The sequence below is a fragment of the Streptomyces sp. NPDC001231 genome (genome assembly GCF_042896885.1).
Lineage (GTDB): Bacteria > Actinomycetota > Actinomycetes > Streptomycetales > Streptomycetaceae > Streptomyces.
In genome coordinates this window covers 275,030-294,607 of record NZ_JBIAXS010000005.1, presented here as the reverse complement: position 1 = coordinate 294,607, position 19,578 = coordinate 275,030, and the positions used below count along the sequence as shown (strand labels likewise).

Sequence of the window (19,578 nt, the reverse complement as noted above, 5' to 3'; positions counted from 1 at the left end):
GAAGACCCAGGCTTTCGAAGCCTATGGTCGTGTGGTGGTCTGGCCGCGCTTGGCTAGCGCAACGATTCCTGTTCAGCAGACTTGGGTATCGCTGAGGGGTGCCCGGCAGGGGAGCCGTGGTGTGCGTGCAGCTTTCGAAGGTGGCGGAAGTGCAGGTGGGGGTCTCGTGGCGCGCCGTAAGTCAGTGATGCAAGTGCTTGCTGAGGCGTACAAAGCGAAACAGCAGGCCAAGGCTGCTGAGTTAAAGCGTGCTCAGCAGAAGGAGCAGGCGGCTGCGAAGGCCGCTGAGGAGCGTCGGCGCCGTCAGAAACGGGAAGCCGCCAAAGCCGAAGCCGAGCGCGCCCGTCTGGTGGCCGCAGGACAGAAGCATCTGGAGCGGGAGCAGGCTGCACAGGCGCGTGAGGTTGCCCGTATCGAGCGTGAGTTGGCCAAGCGCCAGGCCGAACGGCAGCGCGCTGCTGAGCAGCGCGAGCGGGAGCAGGCTCGTGTGGAGAAGGAGCGGCAGAAGCAGGCGCGAGAAATGCACTTGCTGGAGCTGAAGGCTGATGCCGAGAAGCGCACCCGCCAGGCCCAAGAGCGCCTGGCGGAACTACAGGCGGTGCTGACGGACCGGCCCAGGAACCTGAAGAGCTGGCACCCCTATGTCGAGCAAGCACTCGCCAAGCAGGGCCCGCAGGGCGTTGCAGAGGCTGTGGAAGAAGTGCTGCGCGGCTCTTCCGTGCCCAAAGGGTGCCGTGTCGGTGCGGGAGCGGCGTACATACCTGAGGCTCAGCAGCTCCTCATTGAGGTAGAGCTACCTCAGCTTGACGTAGTGCCGGCCGTGGTGGCCTACCGGGTTGTGGCCCAGCGGACTGAGATCGTCGCTCAGCCGCGGAAGGAGGCCGAGACGAAGAAGGTTTACCGCACTCTGGTCGCCCGCCTTGCCCTGCGGGCACTGGACGAGGCCTTCTCCACCACCCCACCTGATCTCGTCACAACGGTGGTGTTCAACGGGCATGTGAGTGCGAAGGATCGCGCAACCGGGCGGCCGGTGCGACCTTGCCTGGTGAGCGTGGTCGCCCAGCGCGAGCAGTTCGACGAACTCGTATTAGACGAGCCCGAACTCGATGCGCAGGAGAGCCTGAAGTACCTCGGCGCTGTCGTCTCCCGCCATCCGCACGATCTGGAGGCGGTGCCCCCAGTCGTTGAGATCGATCTGTCGCGATACCGCATTACGGCGGATGTCGGCGCCGTGGCAGGGCTCGACAGCCGCCCCGACCTCCTGCAGATGGACCCCTACGCCTTTGAGCGGCTTGTACGCGAACTGTTCGAAGCCATGGGCTTCGAGACGTGGCGAACTCAGGGCTCGCGAGATGACGGTGTGGACGCCGTCGCGGTCCAGCGGGACCCGGTCGGGACCACTGTCTTCGCCATCCAGGCGAAAAGGTCTAAAAACGCAGTGCCCGTTGAGACGGTTCGGGCATTGGCGGGGGTGATGCACGACAAGGCTGCTAGTCGCGGAGTCCTGGTAACGACCTCTTGGTTTGGCAAGGCAAGCGCTGACTTCGCTCACCGAAACGGCAGGATGCAGCTCATCAACGGGCGCAATCTCAAGGCGCTGCTCAAGGAACACCTGAACATGGACGTCCTGATCGGCCTTCCCAAGACACCTCCAGGTTGGCAGCCCTCTGACATCCAATGAGCCGCCGTCCGGGAGCAGCGAAGGCCAAGCCGCAGCACTGCACCACAACCGCACCAGATCAAGCGGGGAACAGCGGGGAATCACGGTGAAAGCGGCCAGCTCGATCGAGCCACGATCCAACCGTTCGCCCAGGTCAGCGCCCAGACCGGCCCCACGAGATCGCAGCTTCCCAAGCTGAGAGCGCGAGTTCGATTCTCGTCACCCGCTCCATGAGAAAGGCCCAGGTCAGAGACCGGGGCCTTTTTGCTTTCCTCGGCGATCACTCGCCGCGTGCCAGATTCGTGCCAGAAGGCTTCTCGGTCGCCTTCTTCTTCGCCACCTCAGCCCGAGCCTTCCGGACGGTGCCATCGAGGCCGGCGGCGACCTCCTCCTGCCGCTCCTCGTCGGAGTGCTGGTAGATCAGCCCAGCCTTCTCGGAGGACTGCCCGGCGCGCACCATCGTGTCCTTGAGGGTGGCACCGGACCGCGTGGACAGCGTGTGCCCCGTGTGGCGGAGATCGTAGAACCGGAAGCCCTCGGGCATGCCGACGATCTCACGCGCCCGTCGCCACTTCCGCCCGAAGGTGCTGCGCCGGAACGAAGGTCCCTTCTCGCCGACGAAGATCAGCCCATCCGGTCCCGGCTCGGCGTAGCTCTCCAGGTGCCACCGGAGCTCCCGGCGAAGGAACGCGGGAAGAATCACAGTCCGAGTTCCGGCTTCGGACTTGGTGGCGCCCTGGACGCGCCGCCCGTTCATGCGCTCCGGCTCGGCGAGGCGGACCCGGGTGCGCAGGTTGTCGACGTCGACGTCCCCGCGTCGGAGGCCGGCCAACTCTTCTGGTCGCATCGGCCCGTAAGCGCCGAGGTGCACCATCAGCCGCCACCGCATCCCCACCGCGTTGGCGAGAGCTGAGGGTGACGGTGGCGTCCGCCTTCACCGACTGCGAGTCCACGACCCCCGCGCTCGGCTCCGGGCTGAGGCCCTCCGTCCGGCGGACGGCCTCGCGCAGCCGTTCAATGGCCCCACATCGGGCACTAATGGACAGGTCCACAAGCCTGCCCGATCCGCGGGCCAGCGTAAGGGGCCATGATCACTCGCGACAAAGCAGCGCCCGGCCAAAGTCGCTCCGCCGACCGCGTGGGCGAAGTCCGCGCAGTCCTGCCTGTCTGCCACAGAGTCAGTGGCCGGCCTGCGTCTCACCACCTACGGCTCGTGTCCTCCTGTGGAGGGTGATCGCACGGTGGGCACACACAACCGCCAGGAGCGCAAACCAGGTTCCCCCCAGGCATGGCCCGAGAAGGGCCCACCAGTCCACTACCGGCTCCGTAAGAACCCCCACGACCCTCCAGACGTCGTAGGTCACGATGCCAGTCAGCACCACAGCCAGGAGAGCCGTGGTCCACCAGCGCTCAGGCCAACCCTTGCTCACGTTTCCCCCGCCAGAATCGCCACCGCCGACATCGCCCAGTGTGCCGTGCCCCCCGCGTGCCCGTTCAGGCAGGAGGCTGTGGGGACCCACGGTGAATCACGAGTCCAGCCGCATTCTCTCCCAGCTCAAGCACTTGGCAGCTCAGCAGGGACCCGCGTACGCGATCTTCCAAACTGGTGCTCCAGGATCCGAGCGCGGCGGCGCTTGACTGGGTCATTGAAACTCCCGGCCAAAGTCGCTACGCCGACCGCGTGGCTCGCCGACAGGCCCCTCGTGGAGCCGCTAGCCAGTTCGCTGTGCAGGTGACCCCAGCACCCCCTGGGCTTCCTGGAGTCTACGGTGGCGGCCATGGACCTCCTGATAACCCTGGCGGTGTTCAGTCCAGCCATCGCCTTGGGGCTGGCCATCGTGACCGACTACAGAGGATTGAGAATCTTCTTCCAGGGCGGAAGTACCGAGCAGAAGTACCGGATCCCAGCCCTCTTGACCGGCTGGCTCTTCGTCGTCCTTCCCTTGTATGCCATTGTGGGCGCAAGCATCATGCTGTTCCGGTGAACCTGCATGCGGGGCGTACTTGTCAAGTCCGCGTCCTACAGCTGACATCCGCAGCTGTCACCAACAGGTGCGAACAGCGGCGGTCAGTGCCGACCTTCGACGAAGGATCAAGGGAGGCACAAGGCGAGTTGACCCACGTCGACGCCGCCCTGTGATCGACCTGATAAGGATGAGGCCAGACCTCGAACTCTGCCAGTGCGCGCGCCGTCTGTCAGCCGATGGACGGCCGCTTCGACCGCTCCCGCCGCACCATCCAGCCTCTTTCGCTCAGCGGATGTCGAAGGTCGCGATAACGCGGGCCGGGGCGCGGAAGGTGTCGTAGCCGAAGGGGGAACGTTCGACCAGGATATCGACGTCCAGGCCGGGGCCCGTGCGGTAGTAGGACCAGGCAGGTCCTTTGAGAGCCGGCCCGCAGAGCCCCTCGGGGAGCTCATTGGTGACGGGGGCGGTACAGCAGTGGAGTACAGCAACCACAGCAATCGTCCCCGCGGCACCGCCCTTCGGCAGCTTCAGGGTCTTCTCCTTGGCTCCGCCTTCGCCGTCGGGGGTGGACGTGACGGTCAGCTCGGTGTTCGCGGTCGCACAGGTGACCGCCGACTCTGGCGAAACGGGCACACATGAACACCTCGACGCGCTTCGACTTCGACATCGGCTTCGGCATCGGCTTGGACAGCCGGGAGTTGAGCCCTCACCTGGACGGATGACCCATCGCACGCAGGCCCTACTCTGATCCCCGTGAGGCAGGCAGGCGCTGGGAAGGATGATCGGCGATGACGCCCCTGAGCACCGGGGACCCGGAGTCCATAGGCGGGTACACCCTTCTCGGTCGGCTCGGGGCGGGCGGCATGGGAGTCGTCTATCTGGGAGTCTCCGCCTCGGGACGGCAGGTCGCGGTCAAGCTCGTGCACGGGCCGTATGCCCAGGAGGAGGAGTTCCGGACGCGCTTCCGGCAGGAGATCGCGGCAGCGCGCAGAGTGAGCGGTGCCTTCACCGCGCCTGTCGTGGATGCCGACCCGGACGCCGACCGGCCGTGGATGGCGACGCTCTACGTGCCGGGGCTCAACCTTGCCGAAGTCGTGGAGAAGGACGGCCCGCTGAGCCAACGGGAACTGCGCGCGCTGGGGCTGGGGCTCACCGAGGCACTGCGCGACATCCACCGGGTGGGCCTGGTGCACCGGGACCTCAAACCGGGCAACGTCCTGATGACCGAGGACGGGCCGCGCGTCATCGACTTCGGCATATCGCGCGCTTCCGACAACCAGAACCTCACCACGACCGGGCGGATGATCGGCACTCCGCCCTTCATGTCGCCGGAGCAAGTGGCCTCTCCCCGAGACGTCACCCCGGCCTCGGACGTGTTCTCGCTGGGGTCACTGCTGGTGTTCGCGGCCGTCGGCACGGGACCGTTCGACGCCGACAGCCCGTACATAACCGGCTATCAGGTGGTGTACGGGACCCCGGACCTCGACAGGGTGCCCGAAGCGCTCCTGGACATCGTCGAGCGCTGCCTGGACAAGGACCCGGCCACACGGCCGGAACTGACGGACGTACACCGCATGCTCCAGGCGCTGCCGGAATCCGACGCCACCGGGTCCCCTGAGACGGGGCGGTCCACGCAACCCCGGCGTCGCCCCACTTCTCGGAACGCGGCCACCACCTCCGCGGGTGCCGCGACCGGCACCGGCACCGGCAAGCGCCGACGAGCACGGGTGCTGCTCACCGGCCTCGGCGCGGCGCTGGCCGTCACGGGGCTGTGGATCGGGGTGGGTGTCTTCGTGTCCGCTCCGGACACCACCACCGCCTCCGCCGCCACGGCCACGTCCCGTGCCGCGTCACTGCCCGACGGCTGGCGGCCGTGGCAGACGAAGCTGCGGTACGACGTGAAGGGTGTCCCTCTCGACTACGACAGCCCCGGATGCGTGGCGGAGGGAAGCGCCCTGTTCTGTGGCGGTACGGGATTCACGGCCGCCAGAATCGACGCGGCCTCCGGCCGCACCCTGTGGCGGACCGGCACCCGCCCTCAGGGGGCGCAGCCGATCGGCGTTCGCGACGGGCTGGTCTACATGTACGAGGAACCGGACGACGAGACCAGGCGGGTGGTGGCCCTCGACGCCGGTACCGGGCACCGGCGGTGGCAACGCGACATCAACCGGGCCGAAAAGGCGGTCCTGTACGACGGCGGACTGCTGACCCTGTCTCCCGACTCCTCGTGGTTCGTGGCCTACGGACCTTCCGGCAAGGAACTGTGGCGGGCGCCTTCGCTGGACGAGTACTGCACTCCGTCGGTGCTGGGAGGCGTCCCCTACGCCCTCTGCTCGGAGGGCACCGAGTCCGGCCAGGCTCCGGTCGAGCTGATGAGGCTCGGCCCCGGCAGCCTGACCGAAACCGCCACACTGCCCAAGAAGGCGGAAGCGCTCGGCGCCGTCGGCGGGCAACCACTGTTCCTCGCCCCCCAGACCGCGAAGGACGTGTACGAAGCCGGGTACGAACGGCCGTACAACGCGCTGCTGCGGGTGGCCTCGGAAACCGGGCAGGTCAGACGGATACCGCTGGCACACCCGCTGACCGGCGCGGCCACCCTTGCGGACGGCGTCGTCTACTTCGTCCGGTCCGACGGGTCGGTCACCGCGGTGTCGGCGGACAGCGGCAAACAACTCTGGCAGAAGGTCACGGACGTGGAGAGTCTGTCCGTGCCCGCGGTGTCAGCGACGTACAAGCGGGTCTATTTCTCCAACCGCTTCGGCCGTCTGCTGGCACTGGACAGTCGCACCGGAGCTGAGGTTTGGCGCACCTCCGCACTGGACGACCCCGGGGACAAAGCGCAGGGTTACCCGCCGCGAGTGCTGCTCGTCAAGGACGCGATCGTGGCGATGGCCGGCGACACGGCCTTCTCCCGGAGCCCGGACGGGCCCACCTGACCGGCCGAGGCGATCGCCGCGCACCGTGCGGATCAGGCGTGAGCAGGACGGACCAGAGCACGACGGCTCGCTGCGGAGAACGTCGGCTTCAGGGGCGCTCGTGCGGTGCCTCGCCCGGTAGCCGCTGCAGGGCGAACCAGAGTTCCATCCGGGCTCCGGGGCCCTGGAGGTCGACGTCGAGGAGGTCGGCCACCCGCGCCAGGCGGTGGCGGAGTGTTGCGGTGGACCCCCAGGAGCGCCGCGGTGCGGTCCCAGTCTGCCGTGGAGGGTGAGCCAGGCCCGCAGGGTGTCGAGGAGGACCGGAGCGCCTGGCGGCCCGGCCCTGTCCAGGCGGGCGAAGCGGGTGCGGGCGAGTTCGCGGGCGTCGGCCGGGGTGACGAGCGCGTGGCAGGTGAGGGGATCGGTGGTGTGGACGACGGCCCGTGTCCCGGCGGCGGGCACGTTGCAGGGCGCGTTCGGCCCGGGTGTCGGGGTGCGGCAGCTCGCGGGCGGACAGGGGTGCGCTGCAGCCGAGGCCCCAGCCGAGCTCGGCCGCCCGGGCGGGCACCGGTGGCCGGGCCTCGGCTGCCCGGTCCGGCGGCGCGGCAACCTGCCGGGCGCGCTGAAGGGTTCTCGGCCGCCTCGAACTTCCCCCTCGGAGTGATCTCCGAGGGGGAAGCTTCGTGCCCCGGCGTTCAGTACTGCTCGGTCTCCGCGAAACCCGTGCCGTCGTTGTCGTCCGCGTCGAAGGCAGCGGCGGTCGGGTCGAATCCGGGCGGACTGTCCTTCAGGGCCAGGCCCATGCCGGCCAGCTTCGCCTTGACCTCGTCGATGGACTTCGCACCGAAGTTGCGGATGTCCAGCAGGTCGGCCTCGGAGCGGGCCAGGAGCTCACCCACCGAGTGGACGCCCTCACGCTTGAGGCAGTTGTAGGAGCGGACCGTGAGCTCCAGCTCCTCGATCGGCAGCGCCATGTCGGCGGCCAGGGCGGCGTCCGTCGGGGACGGGCCCATGTCGATGCCCTCGGCGTCGATGTTGAGCTCGCGGGCCAGACCGAACAGCTCCACCAGGGTCTTGCCGGCCGACGCCAAGGCGTCACGCGGACGCATGGCCTGCTTGGTCTCGACGTCGACGATCAGCTTGTCGAAGTCGGTGCGCTGCTCGACACGCGTGGCCTCGACCTTGTACGTGACCTTCAGCACCGGCGAGTAGATCGAGTCGACCGGGATACGGCCGATCTCCTGACCCACCTGCTTGTTCTGCACGGCGGAGACATAGCCGCGACCGCGCTCGACGGTCAGCTCCATCTCCAGCTTGCCCTTGCCGTTGAGCGTGGCGAGGACCAGGTCGGGGTTGTGCACCTCGACACCGGCCGGCGGCGCGATGTCGGCGGCGGTGACCAGACCCGGGCCCTGCTTGCGCAGGTACATCACGACCGGCTCGTCGTGCTCCGAGGAGACGACCAGCTGCTTGATGTTGAGGATCAGGTCGGTGACGTCCTCCTTGACGCCCGGCACGGTGGTGAACTCGTGCAGGACGCCGTCGATGCGGATGCTGGTGACAGCAGAGCCGGGGATCGACGACAGGAGGGTGCGGCGAAGGGAGTTGCCGAGGGTGTAGCCGAAGCCCGGCTCCAGCGGCTCGATCACGAACCGGGAGCGGAACTCGTCGACGACCTCTTCGGTCAGTGACGGACGCTGAGCGATCAGCACGAGGTATTGCCTCCAGTGTGTGGCGCCCGCTATGTGACGCCGTAGACACCACGAAGGGTACGGGCGGTTCGCCCTCAGAGGGAGGCCGAACCGCCCGGCCCCACCCGTCTGCCGACCGGTCGGCAGGCTCGGCTCCTGCTGGAGTGCGCCCCACGATCAGTTGCTCCTGCCCCTGAGATTCAGCCACCAGCGCGGTTCGTAGGCGCATACTGGGGGCAATGACAAAGCCTGCTGCACCGAAGCGTCATTTGCCTACCAGCCCCTTCAAGCCCCCGGACACGCCCGCTCCCAAGCACTTCGCCGTGGGCGACCAGGTCACGCACGACATGTACGGCCTCGGCCGGGTGATCGGCATCGAGGACGGAATCGCGGCGCTCGTGGATTTCGGCTCGGCGCAGATGCGGATCTTGAGCCCGTACGCCAAGATGACCAAGCTGTAGAACCGCTGTGCCCGGTCACGGCACGCCAGGCCCCTTCAGGGACCTGCAACGAAAGCGAGACCTCTCATCGATCCGACGTCGCTGTTCTCCGCCCTGGAAGGGCAACCCCGCCGTGCGACTCCAGCATCGCCGCCCCCGACGACGAACCCCTTCCAAGCCCCGGATTTCGGGGAAGACGAGACCTTCCAGCTCGAGGAGGTACAAGAGCCTGGCTGGGGCATGCGTGCCGCGTAGCCCAAGGCGGCTTGGCTCCCACGAGTGCGGTGGTGTGATCGGGGCTTCGAGTGCATCGCCGCTGTCACCGACCGGGCAGTCCAGTGGTACGGCCCGGAAGCCGGCGCGCGGGCTCGGTTCCGAGTGCAGAGGCCCTGTGGAGTACTCCACAGGGCCTCTGTCGTCCACCGGTCAGACGTTGTCTGCGGCCTTGCGGCGGCGTACGGCGAGAACCGCTCCGGCGCCGAGTACGACGGTGACGGCGCTCGCGAGAGCGAGCGGCGCCATCGCGGAGGACGTACCGGTCGCGGCGAGGTTGCCGTCGGCGTCGGTTTCGGTGGCCGTCACCTGCACCGTCTGCTTGGACGCGCCGCCCTGCGCCGAGGTGCCCGTATCCGTGGTGGGCTTCGCAGCGTCCGGCCGCTTGTCATCGTTCTCGCCGGGTCGGCCGGGCTCGGCTTCGTCGGCCGGGCCGGTCTTGCTGCCCGCGGGCAGCAGCTCGAAGTCGTAGCGCTTCATCGGGCCCAGGACGCAGGGGTTGTACGCGTCGGAGGCGTCACCGGCCAGCAGAGCGAAGGCGTCGGCGGCCTGGGCCGCGGAGTCGACCCTCATCCGCAGCTTCACGTCGCTCTGCTCGCCCGGCTTCATGGTGTCGATGTGCGCGATGTGCTCGGGCTCGTCGCCGTTGAGGGCCCGCCAGCCCGCGCCGTTGGACCATTCCACCTCCAAGTGACTCTTCTCACCGCGGTGTTCGCCGGCCACATGGAAGAACACCAGGGGGTCCACTGTCAGCGTGCGCTCGGTTCCGTTGGTCACGCGCAGGGTGAAATCGACGCTGGTCCCGGCAACGACCTTGGACGGCAGCCCCACCGCGAGCGAGGTCAGCCCGTCCTCACGGACGCACTCCTTGGCGGTGGCGAGTGCTGCTTCGGCGGCTTCCTTGGCCTCGAGGGCCTTCTTGGGAGCGTCCTGGACCAGGCTGTACTCCCGGACGGCCGCCACCCTGGCGTCGTCCAGCGCGGTGCGGGCCTCCTTGGCCGCGGCGTCGGCCTCCTGCTTGGCCTCGACCGCCGTCGCCAGTTCGCTCTTGGCGGCTTCGAGGGCTTGCTGCGCCTCGGCCTTCTCGGTGTCGCCCGGGGCCGCTTCCAGCTTGGCCTCAGCGTCCGCGACGGCCTTCTCAGCCGCCTCCTTGGCGCCGGCCACCTCCTTGGCCGCCTTGTCCGCGGCGATCGTGGCCGCCTTGAGCGGGTGCGTGTCGGAGTCCAGGGAGTCCAGGGCGGCCTTGAGCTTCTTCTGCCCTTCCTCCTTGGCGATGACGGCTTCCTCGTAGGCCTTCTGCGCGTCTGCGGCGGCCTTTACCAGTTCCGCGTACGTCGGCCGGCTCTGCGTCTGTGCCGCGGATGTCCCGGCGGCGAGTGCCGGAGTGGCGGCGAAGAGCACGACGTGCGTGGATGCCGCGACGGCGACGGCCACGGCGAGGGAGCGGCAAAATTTCACGGACGGCCTTTCTTGGTCTGGGACAAAGGGGAAACGGCCACCGGAAAGCGCACGCAGGGCGGCCTGAATACCGGCGAGTGTATAGGCCAAGTAAAGAGTGAGTGGTGTTTTTTTCGCACCACGCTTCCCCATGAGGGAAATCACCACGGATGAAAGGGGCGAACGAGGATGGTTACCCAGGACGCCCGCATTTCTCTGTGACTTAGATCACTGCCATGCAGGCGGTGCCCGAGGCGTCCGGCGCCGCGTCCGGGCTGTCGGACCGGCACGCTTCGCCTCCGGCAAGAGTAAGCGAGCGCTGACGGGCCATGGCAGCCACCCACGTCGACGGTCGGATCCGTACGGAGTACGGATTTCGCATTCCCAATCGTGGGGCTTTCTCGCCGATACCGCCCATGAGGCGGAGAACAAGTGTGCCACGGCCCACGGGAATGGATTTCTCCCAGGAATTCGAACGGCTGTCGCTCGGATGGCTCAGGCGTGCGGTCGCTATCGCGGCCCCCTTCGGCCCGCGGGGGATCTCGGGCTTGTCGAGGTGTCCGTACACGGTCGGCCGGGGCACGCGGAACGGGTCGGCGATCTGCTGGACGGTCCTCTCACGGACGTAGGAGGGCCGCTGGGCGAGCGCGGCCTGGTCTTGCTCGTAGGGCGGTGTTGAGCGCTACCGCACTGCGGCTTTCTTACAATCAGCCCATGACGAGCTCTCCGGAGTACTGGACCGTGCGCCACTTCTCTCAGGCCAACCCCGCTGGTCCGGGGTGTGACAGCGTCCCGGCGCTTCTGCGAGGGCTGGCCGATTCCATCGAGGCGTTGGGCCCTGTCGAGATTCAGGACGTCGTCATCGAATCGGAGATGACCGAGCACGGCCCTTGGCGCTCGGGGACCGTCTACTTCCACCTGCCCGAGGACAGCTAGGGACGGTACCTCGCCATCACGAGTGGAGCCGGATACGAGGGCCGTGACCGTGCCGAGGGGGAGGCCCGGGGGCGCTGACTTCCATCCGGCCGTCACATCCCGCTGGGCCACACCTGACTTCTCGCGTGCCTCGGCGAGATGCGATGTGAACCTGCTTCCACCTCGGCGGGCACCGCGGGCCCTTCGGGGCGGCGGGCGGCGGGCGGCGGGCGGCGGGCGGCGGGCGGCGGGCGGCGGTACTCAACGGTGTCTCATGAGCGCTGTTCCGGGAGAGCGGTCGCCATTTCATGGGCCCTGTGGCCGTGCTCGTAGAGCAAGGGGACGAGGTGGAGTTTCGCTGACAGTTCCTCCTCGGTCAGGACGCCCTGGTCACGGAGGAGCTTCAGGTTTTCGATGAGGACCCCTTCTTCCTCGTCGGGACGCCAGTCGTCTTCTTCCGGCATGATTCCGAAGTTCGAGGCGGCCGCCGCAAGGAAAGGGGCGACAGCACGGAAGAGCGTCACCATGGCAATGAGCAACGTGAAACAGAGAACGGTCCAGCCGACCCAGCGGTCGAATTCCTGGAAGAGGATGATCACGAAGAGCACGACCGTGCCGAGTGAGCAGCCGGCGATCTTCCAGGCGTCCAGCTTCGGGGGGCCGACGCGGCGGTGGGCGATGTAGTTCGCGCTCATCACGAAGTCGTCGACGATGAAGAGGAAGGCCCAGTTCAGGATGGCGATGAGAGTGGAGGTGCGGGACGTGATCACGAGCACCCACAGGCCGACCAGGATGACCATGAAAAGTACACCCTGGGCAGCGGCTCGCTCCAGCGTCCAGATTCCTCTTCTTGCCTCTTGCGTCATGGTGCGCAGGTCTTTTTCGGGATCCGCGCCCATGGAGTATTCGGGTGCCTTTTCGTGGGCGACCCGCCAGAAGATCACGCAGAACGAGAATCCGATGATCAGGGATGTCGCTCTCAGCGCCAAATGCCCGTTCGTAATCTCATCCCTCAAATGGGCTGCCGAGAAATCGCTCACTTGAAGGAGCGGATTCAGCAGCGCATACACCATTGCGGAGGCAGCACATGCCAGACCTGCGCAGAATGACAGATGCAATCGGTTCGTCGGCCGAATCGCCCAGTACAGCCCCAGCAATCCAATGGTTGTGCCCGTGAGTACGGCAGGCAGCACGCCGAGTTCGTTCGAGTACAACACTCACCCCCGTGTTCTCGTGATCCGAGAAGCAAAACGTAGCCCAGATCAGGTGCCGGGCGGGCCGGGTGCGAGGGCGCCGGCAGGCGTAGCCCTTCTCCAGGGTGATCAGCTCGGGGGCGCGCCCGTGATGAGCGCGCCCCCTGCCTCTTGGGTTCCTGCGGCAGTCGCCACTAGAGCTCGACGATCACAACGGATCCGTCGTCGAATCGGTGACCGAAGCCGTGACCGAAGCCGTGGTCGGAGAAGCCGCGGAGAGGCGCCGTGCGCCTTGTACTCGCACGATGAATGCACTCTTCCTTCTGCCTCGTCGGCACATGTGACCGTGGCCTGCGCGGTCTTGGCCGTGCGAGAGGGGCGACCGCCGTCGCCGGCGGCGGCACGGTCTTGGGCGGCGTCCCGTGCGTTCGGGGAGCGCGTCTCGCATCCGGATCCCCGCCGCACGGGAGCCAGTACGCCGCGCTGCGGGCGATGCCGGCCGCGGGTCCCACCCGCCGCAGTGAGGCGCGGGCGGCGGGTCAGGATCCGCGGTGCGTCAAGGCGTTGCGGTCCAGGGTGGCGAGGACGGTGTTGACCGCGACCACGACGGCGAAGACGGTGGCCCACCTGTCCCGGCCGACGGCGTACAGGGCGGCCACCGCGGTGCCGAACACCAGCGCCTTCACGGCCAGAACGCCCAGCACCGGCAGCGCCACCCGGGCCTTCGGGGCGGCGAACAGGCCCCACACGACGGCCGCCGCCGCGGGAGCGGCGACGGCGAGGAGGAGACGCGCGGCCGTGTGGTCCGCGCTCTGCCACCCCCACCAGGCGAGGGCGGCCAGGGCCAGCACCTCCAGGAGGAACGCCAGCCCTTCATTGATCACGTGCAACGAGCCGGGAAGCGTCACCAGGAGTCGTCCTCCGTCACCTTCGTCACCTTCCCCACGCGCGTGGCCGCCAGTTCCAGCAGTTCGTCGACCGACCACTGGTCGTAGACGTGCTCACCGTACTTGGCGGCGAGGACCCGGCCGTCGGGTGCGATGAGGAAGTCGGCGGGCAGACCGAGCCGGCCGCCGTGCGGGCTGGTGGACGGCAGGTGCTCCCGCCCGCGCACGACCTCCCGCAGGCCGCTCAGGACCGCCCGGAGGATCGGCCACCAGGCGCGCGGGTGGAGCAGGGCGCGGGGCGAGCGTTCCACGCCGAACTCCGTGTAGAGCAGCCTGGCCGGGTCGGCGACGACGGCGAACGGCAGATCGGTGGTGTGGGGCAGCAGTTCGTCGGCGGGCGAGTGGAAGACCACGACCTCGCGGACACCGGCGGCCTCGATCTCCCCGTGCCGCCGCACCACCGAGCGCAGGTGCAGGTTGCAGACCGGGCAGCCGGCGAACCGCCGGAACTGGAGGTGGATCAGCCGGCCGGGATCGGGAACGGCGACCTGGTCGCCGGAGACGGCGGTGAGACGCCGGTCCCGGACGGTGGAACCGGGCCTCACTGGGCTGCGGGACATGCGCACGACGGGCTCCCCTCCGTAAGCGTACGACATACGCTTACCAGCGTAGGCGTATCCCGTACGCTGTCAACCGCCATGCCACGCCCACGTTCACTCACACAGGACCAGCCGGCCGCGGCCGCCCTCGCAGTCATCGACCGGGACGGGCTCACCGGACTGTCGATGCGCGCCGTCGCCAAGGAACTCGGCATGAGCACGATGGGGCTCTACCGGTACGTGGACGACCGCGAGGAACTGGAACGACTCGTCGTCGAGCTCGTACTCGCCCGCGTGGACGTCGAGCCGCCGGACCCCGCCATGCCGTGGCGCGAGCGGATCGAGGTCATGGTGCGGCGGCTGCGCGACGCCGTGGCGGACCACCCGGCGATCGTCCCGCTCGCCATCTCCCACCGGCACCACTCCCTCGGAGTGCTGCGCTGGTCGGAGGCCGTGCTCGCCGTCCTCACCGAGGCGGGCGTCACGGGCGAGCGGCGGGTCGTCGCCCTGCGCGGACTGCTCAGTTACGTCATCGGGGCCATCCAGCTCGAACATCTCGGAGCCCTGTCCGGTCCGGGCACCGTGGCCATCACCGAGCTGCCGTCCGCCGAGTTCCCGCACATGGCGGAGACCGCCCGGGACGCCCGGAACGTCGGCGCCGACCAGGAGTTCCTGGGAGGACTCACCCTGCTCCTCGACGGCATCGACGGCCTCGGCGGTCTCGACGCGTGACAGCGGCCTGACGGCGGCCTGAAGGCGCACGGCGCACCGGTGCGGTACGCGCCGTCCGCGCCGACGGCGATCGAGCCGTGCCTGTCCCTGAACACGCCATGCCCCGCCCTGGCCGGACCGGTCGGCAGAGGCCGGGTGTGACGGGATAGGGCCTCCATACGCTGAGGCAGTCGGAATGAGCAGCGAGGGCGTCGGATCCGTAGAGCGAACGAGTAGCAACCGCATGGGATGGACACGGGTATGGGCGACCGACACAGCGACGGTGGGGGCGTGGACCGCCGACGCGCCGGCACGGGCGGCCGCGGGCCCGGCGGCGACGGTGACACCCGCGCCACCGCGCTGGAACCCGTCCTCCGCCGCGCCCTGTGCGCCGAGGCCCTCGACGCGTCGGCCGAGCAGCGGGCCGTGGCCGCCTTCCGGGCCGCCCGGGAGGAGGGCGCCCACCAGCAGGCACGGGCGCGGAGGCGGGACGACTGGCGACCGCGGCGCGTCCCGGGGCGGCGTTCGGTGCGGGCCGCCATCGCCGTGTTCTTCGCCGGCCTGACGCTCAGCGGCGTGGCGATCGCGGCGATCGGCTCACCGAAATCCGACGGGAAGGCAGCGGACGACGGTCGCGCACGGCGGCATCCGTCGCCCACCGCTCCCCAGGCTCCGTCGCCCGACCGGTCGACCGCACCGGCGCCCACCGACGCCGCACCGACCGGGCCCGCCTCCCCCACGCCCGTTCCCTCCGTGACCCGGGACCGGCCGCCGACGGCCAAGGACATCCAGGCCCACTGCCGCGCGTACGCGTCGGTGAAGGGCAGCGGCAAGGCGCTGGAGTCGACGGCCTGGAAGCGGTTCGTCGAGGCCGCCGGAGGCGAGGACAACGTCGACGCCTACTGCGCCGACCAGTTGGCGCAGGCCGAGACCGGCAGCCCGGGCAAGGGGAGCGGCTCGGGCAACGGGAACGACTCCGGGAGCGGGAGCGACCCCGGCAACGCGAGCGACCCGGGCAAGGAGAACGGACAGCCGAACGGCAACTCGGCCGTCGAGAAGAACCAGAAGAACCAGAAGAACGGACAGACCAGTCCGCCGGGCCGCGCTCCCCAGGCCGGTGCGGCGAAGACCGGGCAATCCGGCACGTGAACGCGTGGAATCGCATGGAATCACGTGGGATCACATGGAATGCCGCCTGCGAGTTGTGACGCACTGAGTGACGCGATGAGTGCCTTACTGCACAGATGTGTCGACTTCGTGTCAGTGCACCGGGACCCGTGACATTCGGCGCTCCCGCAGCGCTGAACCCAGTGACCCCCGGGCGGGGTCAGGCCGCCTGCTCTCCGGGGGGAGGTACGCGGGCGGCATCGTGCAGGGGCAGACTCGTTCGCACCCCCCCCGTGGCGGGTCTGCCCCTGCTTCATCACTTGGCCGGTGCTCCATCACTTGGCCGGCCCGCCGGCCGCATGAGCCCGCCGCCGGAGCGTTCCCCGCGGATTTGCCTGGTCGTGGCGCTGCCGCGCGAGCCGGGGCGGATGACGGCGAGCGCCAGGACGCCTCTGGCCGCGACCGCCCGTCCTCAGGAGGCCGTGATCGGCCCGGCGGCAATACGACGGCGCCTGAAGCAACCCGATCTCCAACTGCTACCGTCTACCAATCTGTAGACGTTCATCCCTCGGACGGCCCGGCTTCACGAGGGTTCCACTTCTGCGTCCGCGTGTGTTCACACGCGTTCCCCGGAGCGCTCACGCACGTGGACCCATGGCCCGGAGATCCACCTGATGACGACTTCCTCCCCGCCCGCCACGGGGCTCGACGGCGCGGCCATCGACGGCGGCCTCTACACCGACGTCACCAACTTCGCTCGGGACACGCACTGGCTGAACGAGCCCGCCGCGCTCTTCTCCGACCTCGGCATGGGCCTGTTCGCGCTCTTCCTGCTGCTGGCCTGGTGGCGCGCCCGGCGCGAGGGGAACACGGTGATGGCCGCCGTACTGGCCACGCCGTTCGCCGTGATCCTGGCGTACGTCGTCAACAGCGGGATCAAGAACGTCTTCGAGGAGCCGCGCCCCTGCCGGGCCCTCCCGCACAGCTTCCTCATCGAGGCGTGTCCCCCGGTCGACGACTACGCCTTCCCCAGCAACCACACCACGGTCGCCTTCGCGTTCGCGGTGGCCCTGCTCGTCATCAGCCGGTGGCTGGGGTCCATCGCCCTGCTCATGGCCGTGGCGATGGGGGCCTCGCGTGTCTACGTCGGTGCCCACTACCCCCATGACGTCGGCGTCGGCGCCCTGGTGGGGACCGTCATCACCCTGATCGTCGTGCTGATGGCGCGCCGGTTCGCCCCGCCGCTGGTGGAACGGCTGGGCGCCGGGCCACTGAGTCCGCTGCTCGTCGCCCGGACCGCGAAGCGGGCCCGGCCGACGGCGCGCTCGGGCCGGGCGGCGACGCGGGCCCGGGTCTAGCGCTGTGACCGGAAAGGTTTGCCGGTCACAGCACAACTAGCGCCTCTCGTCGGGTCAGGAGCGGACCGTCCGGCCCCTGGCCCGGTTCGCGTGCAGCTTGTCGAGGTGGGACCGGGCCTGGCTGCCGGGGGTGGCCCCCGCGGGCGGGGGCGAGCATGTCGGCGATGCCGAAGGCGGCGTCCGGCTTGCCACTTCTGCCAGGCCCCTTTTCGAGACCGGGCTCGTGGGGCTGGTACGACTCGTTGTAGACGATCGCCGTCAGCAGCCGTGCGCTGACGCCCGCCCGGTCGGCCCTCCGGCGCACCTGGGGGCGTGGTCGGCCGGGTCGTACGGTCCCGTGGTCGCCGTCGCCGAGGCCCGCGCCGGGCCGGTGGGCGAGGCCGGGGCCGGGACAACCGGCGCGGACCGGGGAGCGGAGCCGGAGGGCGGCCCGCCGGCCGCGCGCACGCCGCTGTGGGAGGCGGCGGCCAGGAGCCCCACCGCCGGGCCAACGCCGGCGCGACCGGGCACCGGTCATGTCCCGCCTTCTCCGCCCCGCTCCCCGGCTCCGCGGGAGCCGGTCATTCCTCGTAGTAGTTGTTGATCACCACGTCCGGCTCGTCGTCGTCGAACGCCTCGTTCAGCAGGGCCCCGCCGACCAGGCCGGCCGCGCCGGCGCCGATGAGCGCGCCGGTGCCGAAGCGGCGACCGCCCTGCTGCTGGTCGCCCTGGGGGGCCGGGTAGCCCTGCTGCGGGTACCCCTGTTGCGGATAGCCCTGCTGCGGATAGCCCTGCTGGGCCTGGGGATATCCGGGGCTCATCGGCTGGGGCGGGGTGTAGAACGGCGGCGCGGTGGTCTGGACGCGCTGCGCGCACTCGGCGCACGCCTGGACCGGCCGGGGCACGCCCCACTGCGGGTACCAGCTGACGCTCGTCGTGCCGGGGCCGTGGCCGGGGTCGAAGAAGCAGGTCATGTCGGGACTCCTCGTGGGGTGCGGTGGTGCGGCGACGATCGGCGGCTGGGGGGACACCAGGGTCGGTGTCGGTGTCACAGGGAGGCTGGGCGGGGGCATGTGTGTGGGGGCGGGCGGGGGCGTGGGCGCCGGGGCCGGCGGGGGCGGGCCGTACGCTCCCGTACCGGGGTCCGGGGCGGACGGGGCCGGGTTCGGGGCCGGGTCCGGGTCCGGGTCCGGGTCCGGGTCGGCCGTCTCCTGCAGGACGTCCACGCCGTAGTCGGTGGCGATGCCCGCGAGGCCCGAGGCGTACCCCTGTCCGACCGCCCGGAACTTCCACTCGGCGCCGTGCCGGTACAGCTCGCCGAAGACCAGCGCCGTCTCACCGGCCAGGCCGCCGGCCGCCAGGTCGTACCGGGCGAGTTCGGCGCCGCCCTCCCGGTCGAGCACGCGGATGTGGGCGTGCTGCACCCGGCCGAAGGACTGCCCGCGGGCGGCTCCCTCGTGGAGCGAGACCGGGAAGACCACCTTCGTGATCTCGGCGGGCACACGGGTCAGGTCGACGTCGATCCGCTGGTCGTCGCCGCCGACGGGGCTGCCGCCGCCGCTGTGGCGGACCGAACCGTCGGGGCTGCTCAGGTTGTTGAAGAAGACGAAGTGCCGTTCGGACAGCACCTTGCCGGACGCGTCGCACAACAGCGCGCTGGCGTCCAGCTCGTATCCGGCATCCGCCTGCCAGCCCAGCCCGACCGTGACCGCCGTCAGGCCGGGAGCCTGCTTGCTCAGCGAAACGTTGCCGCCCTTGGTCAAGGGCACACTCATCGAACTCCTCCGCAGATTTTCCGGTCCCCCGTGTTCATGGGGGTCAACGCGCTTGCCCTCCTCGGCAGTTCCGGGGTTGCGCAATAATGAAAATATGTGGCTGGACGCGGACCGGCCAGGCAACCACGGGTGCCGTACCTCGCGTCCTGACCAGAGCAGGCATCCGGAACCACGCGATCGGGCAACCAACACTCCTGGAGGACAGGCGACGTGAGCATCATCGGCTGGATCATCCTCGGACTGCTAGCCGGGGCCATCGCCAAGATCCTGCTGCCGGGGCGGGACCCGGGCGGACTGATCGGCACGACCCTCATCGGCATCGCGGGCGCGTTCGTGGGCGGGTGGCTCTCCGCCAGGTTCCTCGACCGGCCCGTGGAGAGCAACTTCTTCGACCTCTACACCTGGGGCGCGGCCATCGGCGGCTCGCTCGTGCTGCTCATCGGCTACCGCCTCCTGTTCGGCAACTCGCGGAACTGATCCGGCGGCACCGCCCGGGAGGCGCTCACTCCTCCTCGGCCGGCGACGGGCACCGGTAGGCGTGGGCCCGGCGGCGGTCGCGGCGGATCAGGACGGTCGTACTGGCCGCCACGATCAGCGTGGCGGTGCTGAGCGGGACCAGGAAGGGCGTCATCAAGGCCATCGCCGCGGTGACCGCCGTCATCGTCTCCATC

18 protein-coding genes and 1 pseudogene are annotated in these 19,578 nt (G+C 69.3%); 9 read left to right on the top strand and 10 right to left on the bottom strand.

Annotated features, from left to right (window positions below; all coding sequences use genetic code 11):
* Positions 1-166 precede the first annotated feature (166 nt).
* Positions 167-1,681, top strand: coding sequence for a restriction endonuclease (locus ACFY3J_RS09075; protein WP_390840619.1), 1,515 nt, complete (start codon positions 167-169; stop codon positions 1,679-1,681).
* A 259-nt stretch (positions 1,682-1,940) separates the two neighbouring features.
* Here the strand turns inward: ACFY3J_RS09075 and ACFY3J_RS09070 are convergent.
* Positions 1,941-2,570 (bottom strand): annotated as a pseudogene (locus ACFY3J_RS09070) (tyrosine-type recombinase/integrase); the annotation flags it as partial.
* A gap of 868 nt (positions 2,571-3,438) precedes the next feature.
* Here ACFY3J_RS09070 and ACFY3J_RS09065 point away from each other — a divergent pair.
* Positions 3,439-3,645 (top strand): hypothetical protein, encoded by a 207-nt coding sequence (locus tag ACFY3J_RS09065; protein ID WP_390840618.1) that lies wholly within the window; start codon positions 3,439-3,441, stop codon positions 3,643-3,645.
* A gap of 267 nt (positions 3,646-3,912) precedes the next feature.
* Here ACFY3J_RS09065 and ACFY3J_RS09060 read toward each other — a convergent pair whose 3' ends face one another.
* Positions 3,913-4,260 carry a hypothetical protein gene (locus ACFY3J_RS09060; RefSeq protein WP_390840617.1) on the bottom strand — a complete coding sequence of 116 codons (348 nt, stop codon included), beginning with the start codon at positions 4,258-4,260 and terminating at the stop codon, positions 3,913-3,915.
* A gap of 155 nt (positions 4,261-4,415) precedes the next feature.
* Here ACFY3J_RS09060 and ACFY3J_RS09055 point away from each other — a divergent pair, with 155 nt between their 5' ends.
* Complete coding sequence (locus ACFY3J_RS09055; RefSeq protein ID WP_390840616.1) at positions 4,416-6,563, top strand: PQQ-binding-like beta-propeller repeat protein; 2,148 nt, start codon at positions 4,416-4,418, stop codon at positions 6,561-6,563.
* Between the two features lie 88 nt (positions 6,564-6,651).
* On the opposite strand, the gene ACFY3J_RS09050 is transcribed toward ACFY3J_RS09055, so the two are convergent.
* Positions 6,652-7,110, bottom strand: a complete 459-nt coding sequence (locus ACFY3J_RS09050) for a helix-turn-helix domain-containing protein (RefSeq protein ID WP_390840615.1) — start codon at positions 7,108-7,110, stop codon at positions 6,652-6,654.
* A gap of 127 nt (positions 7,111-7,237) precedes the next feature.
* Complete coding sequence (locus ACFY3J_RS09045) at positions 7,238-8,254, bottom strand: DNA-directed RNA polymerase subunit alpha (RefSeq protein WP_384174665.1); 1,017 nt, start codon at positions 8,252-8,254, stop codon at positions 7,238-7,240.
* A gap of 218 nt (positions 8,255-8,472) precedes the next feature.
* On the opposite strand from ACFY3J_RS09045, the gene ACFY3J_RS09040 reads away from it, so the two are divergent.
* Positions 8,473-8,694, top strand: coding sequence for a hypothetical protein (locus ACFY3J_RS09040; protein WP_384174663.1), 222 nt, complete (start codon positions 8,473-8,475; stop codon positions 8,692-8,694).
* A gap of 405 nt (positions 8,695-9,099) precedes the next feature.
* On the opposite strand, the gene ACFY3J_RS09035 is transcribed toward ACFY3J_RS09040, so the two are convergent.
* Positions 9,100-10,404, bottom strand: coding sequence for a hypothetical protein (locus ACFY3J_RS09035; RefSeq protein ID WP_384174661.1), 1,305 nt, complete (start codon positions 10,402-10,404; stop codon positions 9,100-9,102).
* Between the two features lie 693 nt (positions 10,405-11,097).
* Here ACFY3J_RS09035 and ACFY3J_RS09030 point away from each other — a divergent pair.
* Positions 11,098-11,319 (top strand): hypothetical protein, encoded by a 222-nt coding sequence (locus tag ACFY3J_RS09030; RefSeq protein ID WP_384174659.1) that lies wholly within the window; start codon positions 11,098-11,100, stop codon positions 11,317-11,319.
* Positions 11,320-11,570: 251 nt separating this feature from the next.
* Here ACFY3J_RS09030 and ACFY3J_RS09025 read toward each other — a convergent pair whose 3' ends face one another.
* The 3 genes from ACFY3J_RS09025 to ACFY3J_RS09015 all read right to left on the bottom strand — a co-directional run bounded on the left by ACFY3J_RS09025 (position 11,571) and on the right by ACFY3J_RS09015 (position 13,998).
* Positions 11,571-12,512 (bottom strand): hypothetical protein, encoded by a 942-nt coding sequence (locus tag ACFY3J_RS09025; protein WP_390840614.1) that lies wholly within the window; start codon positions 12,510-12,512, stop codon positions 11,571-11,573.
* 518 nt (positions 12,513-13,030) lie between these two features.
* Positions 13,031-13,399 carry a YrdB family protein gene (locus tag ACFY3J_RS09020; protein ID WP_384174655.1) on the bottom strand — a complete coding sequence of 123 codons (369 nt, stop codon included), beginning with the start codon at positions 13,397-13,399 and terminating at the stop codon, positions 13,031-13,033.
* Complete coding sequence (locus ACFY3J_RS09015) at positions 13,396-13,998, bottom strand: peroxiredoxin-like family protein (RefSeq protein WP_384174653.1); 603 nt, start codon at positions 13,996-13,998, stop codon at positions 13,396-13,398. The genes ACFY3J_RS09020 and ACFY3J_RS09015 overlap by 4 nt, the downstream gene beginning before the upstream one ends.
* A gap of 78 nt (positions 13,999-14,076) precedes the next feature.
* On the opposite strand from ACFY3J_RS09015, the gene ACFY3J_RS09010 reads away from it, so the two are divergent.
* The 3 genes from ACFY3J_RS09010 to ACFY3J_RS09000 all read left to right on the top strand — a co-directional run bounded on the left by ACFY3J_RS09010 (position 14,077) and on the right by ACFY3J_RS09000 (position 17,153).
* On the top strand, positions 14,077-14,709 hold the full coding sequence (locus ACFY3J_RS09010; RefSeq protein ID WP_384174651.1) for a TetR/AcrR family transcriptional regulator: 633 nt from the start codon (positions 14,077-14,079) through the stop codon (positions 14,707-14,709).
* Positions 14,710-14,979: 270 nt separating this feature from the next.
* A complete protein-coding gene (locus ACFY3J_RS09005) occupies positions 14,980-15,837 on the top strand; it encodes a hypothetical protein (RefSeq protein WP_390840613.1) in 858 nt (285 codons plus the stop codon).
* A 632-nt stretch (positions 15,838-16,469) separates the two neighbouring features.
* A complete protein-coding gene (locus ACFY3J_RS09000) occupies positions 16,470-17,153 on the top strand; it encodes a phosphatase PAP2 family protein (RefSeq protein ID WP_384174647.1) in 684 nt (227 codons plus the stop codon).
* Positions 17,154-17,713: 560 nt separating this feature from the next.
* Here ACFY3J_RS09000 and ACFY3J_RS08995 read toward each other — a convergent pair.
* Positions 17,714-18,907, bottom strand: a complete 1,194-nt coding sequence (locus tag ACFY3J_RS08995) for a TerD family protein (protein ID WP_390840611.1) — start codon at positions 18,905-18,907, stop codon at positions 17,714-17,716.
* A gap of 210 nt (positions 18,908-19,117) precedes the next feature.
* Between ACFY3J_RS08995 and ACFY3J_RS08990 the strand changes: the two genes are divergently transcribed.
* Entirely contained in the window at positions 19,118-19,384 is a 267-nt protein-coding gene (locus ACFY3J_RS08990; RefSeq protein ID WP_141359764.1) for a GlsB/YeaQ/YmgE family stress response membrane protein, read from the top strand.
* 25 nt (positions 19,385-19,409) lie between these two features.
* On the opposite strand, the gene ACFY3J_RS08985 is transcribed toward ACFY3J_RS08990, so the two are convergent.
* Complete coding sequence (locus ACFY3J_RS08985; protein WP_384174642.1) at positions 19,410-19,577, bottom strand: hypothetical protein; 168 nt, start codon at positions 19,575-19,577, stop codon at positions 19,410-19,412.
* Between the last annotated feature and the right edge of the window lies 1 nt (position 19,578).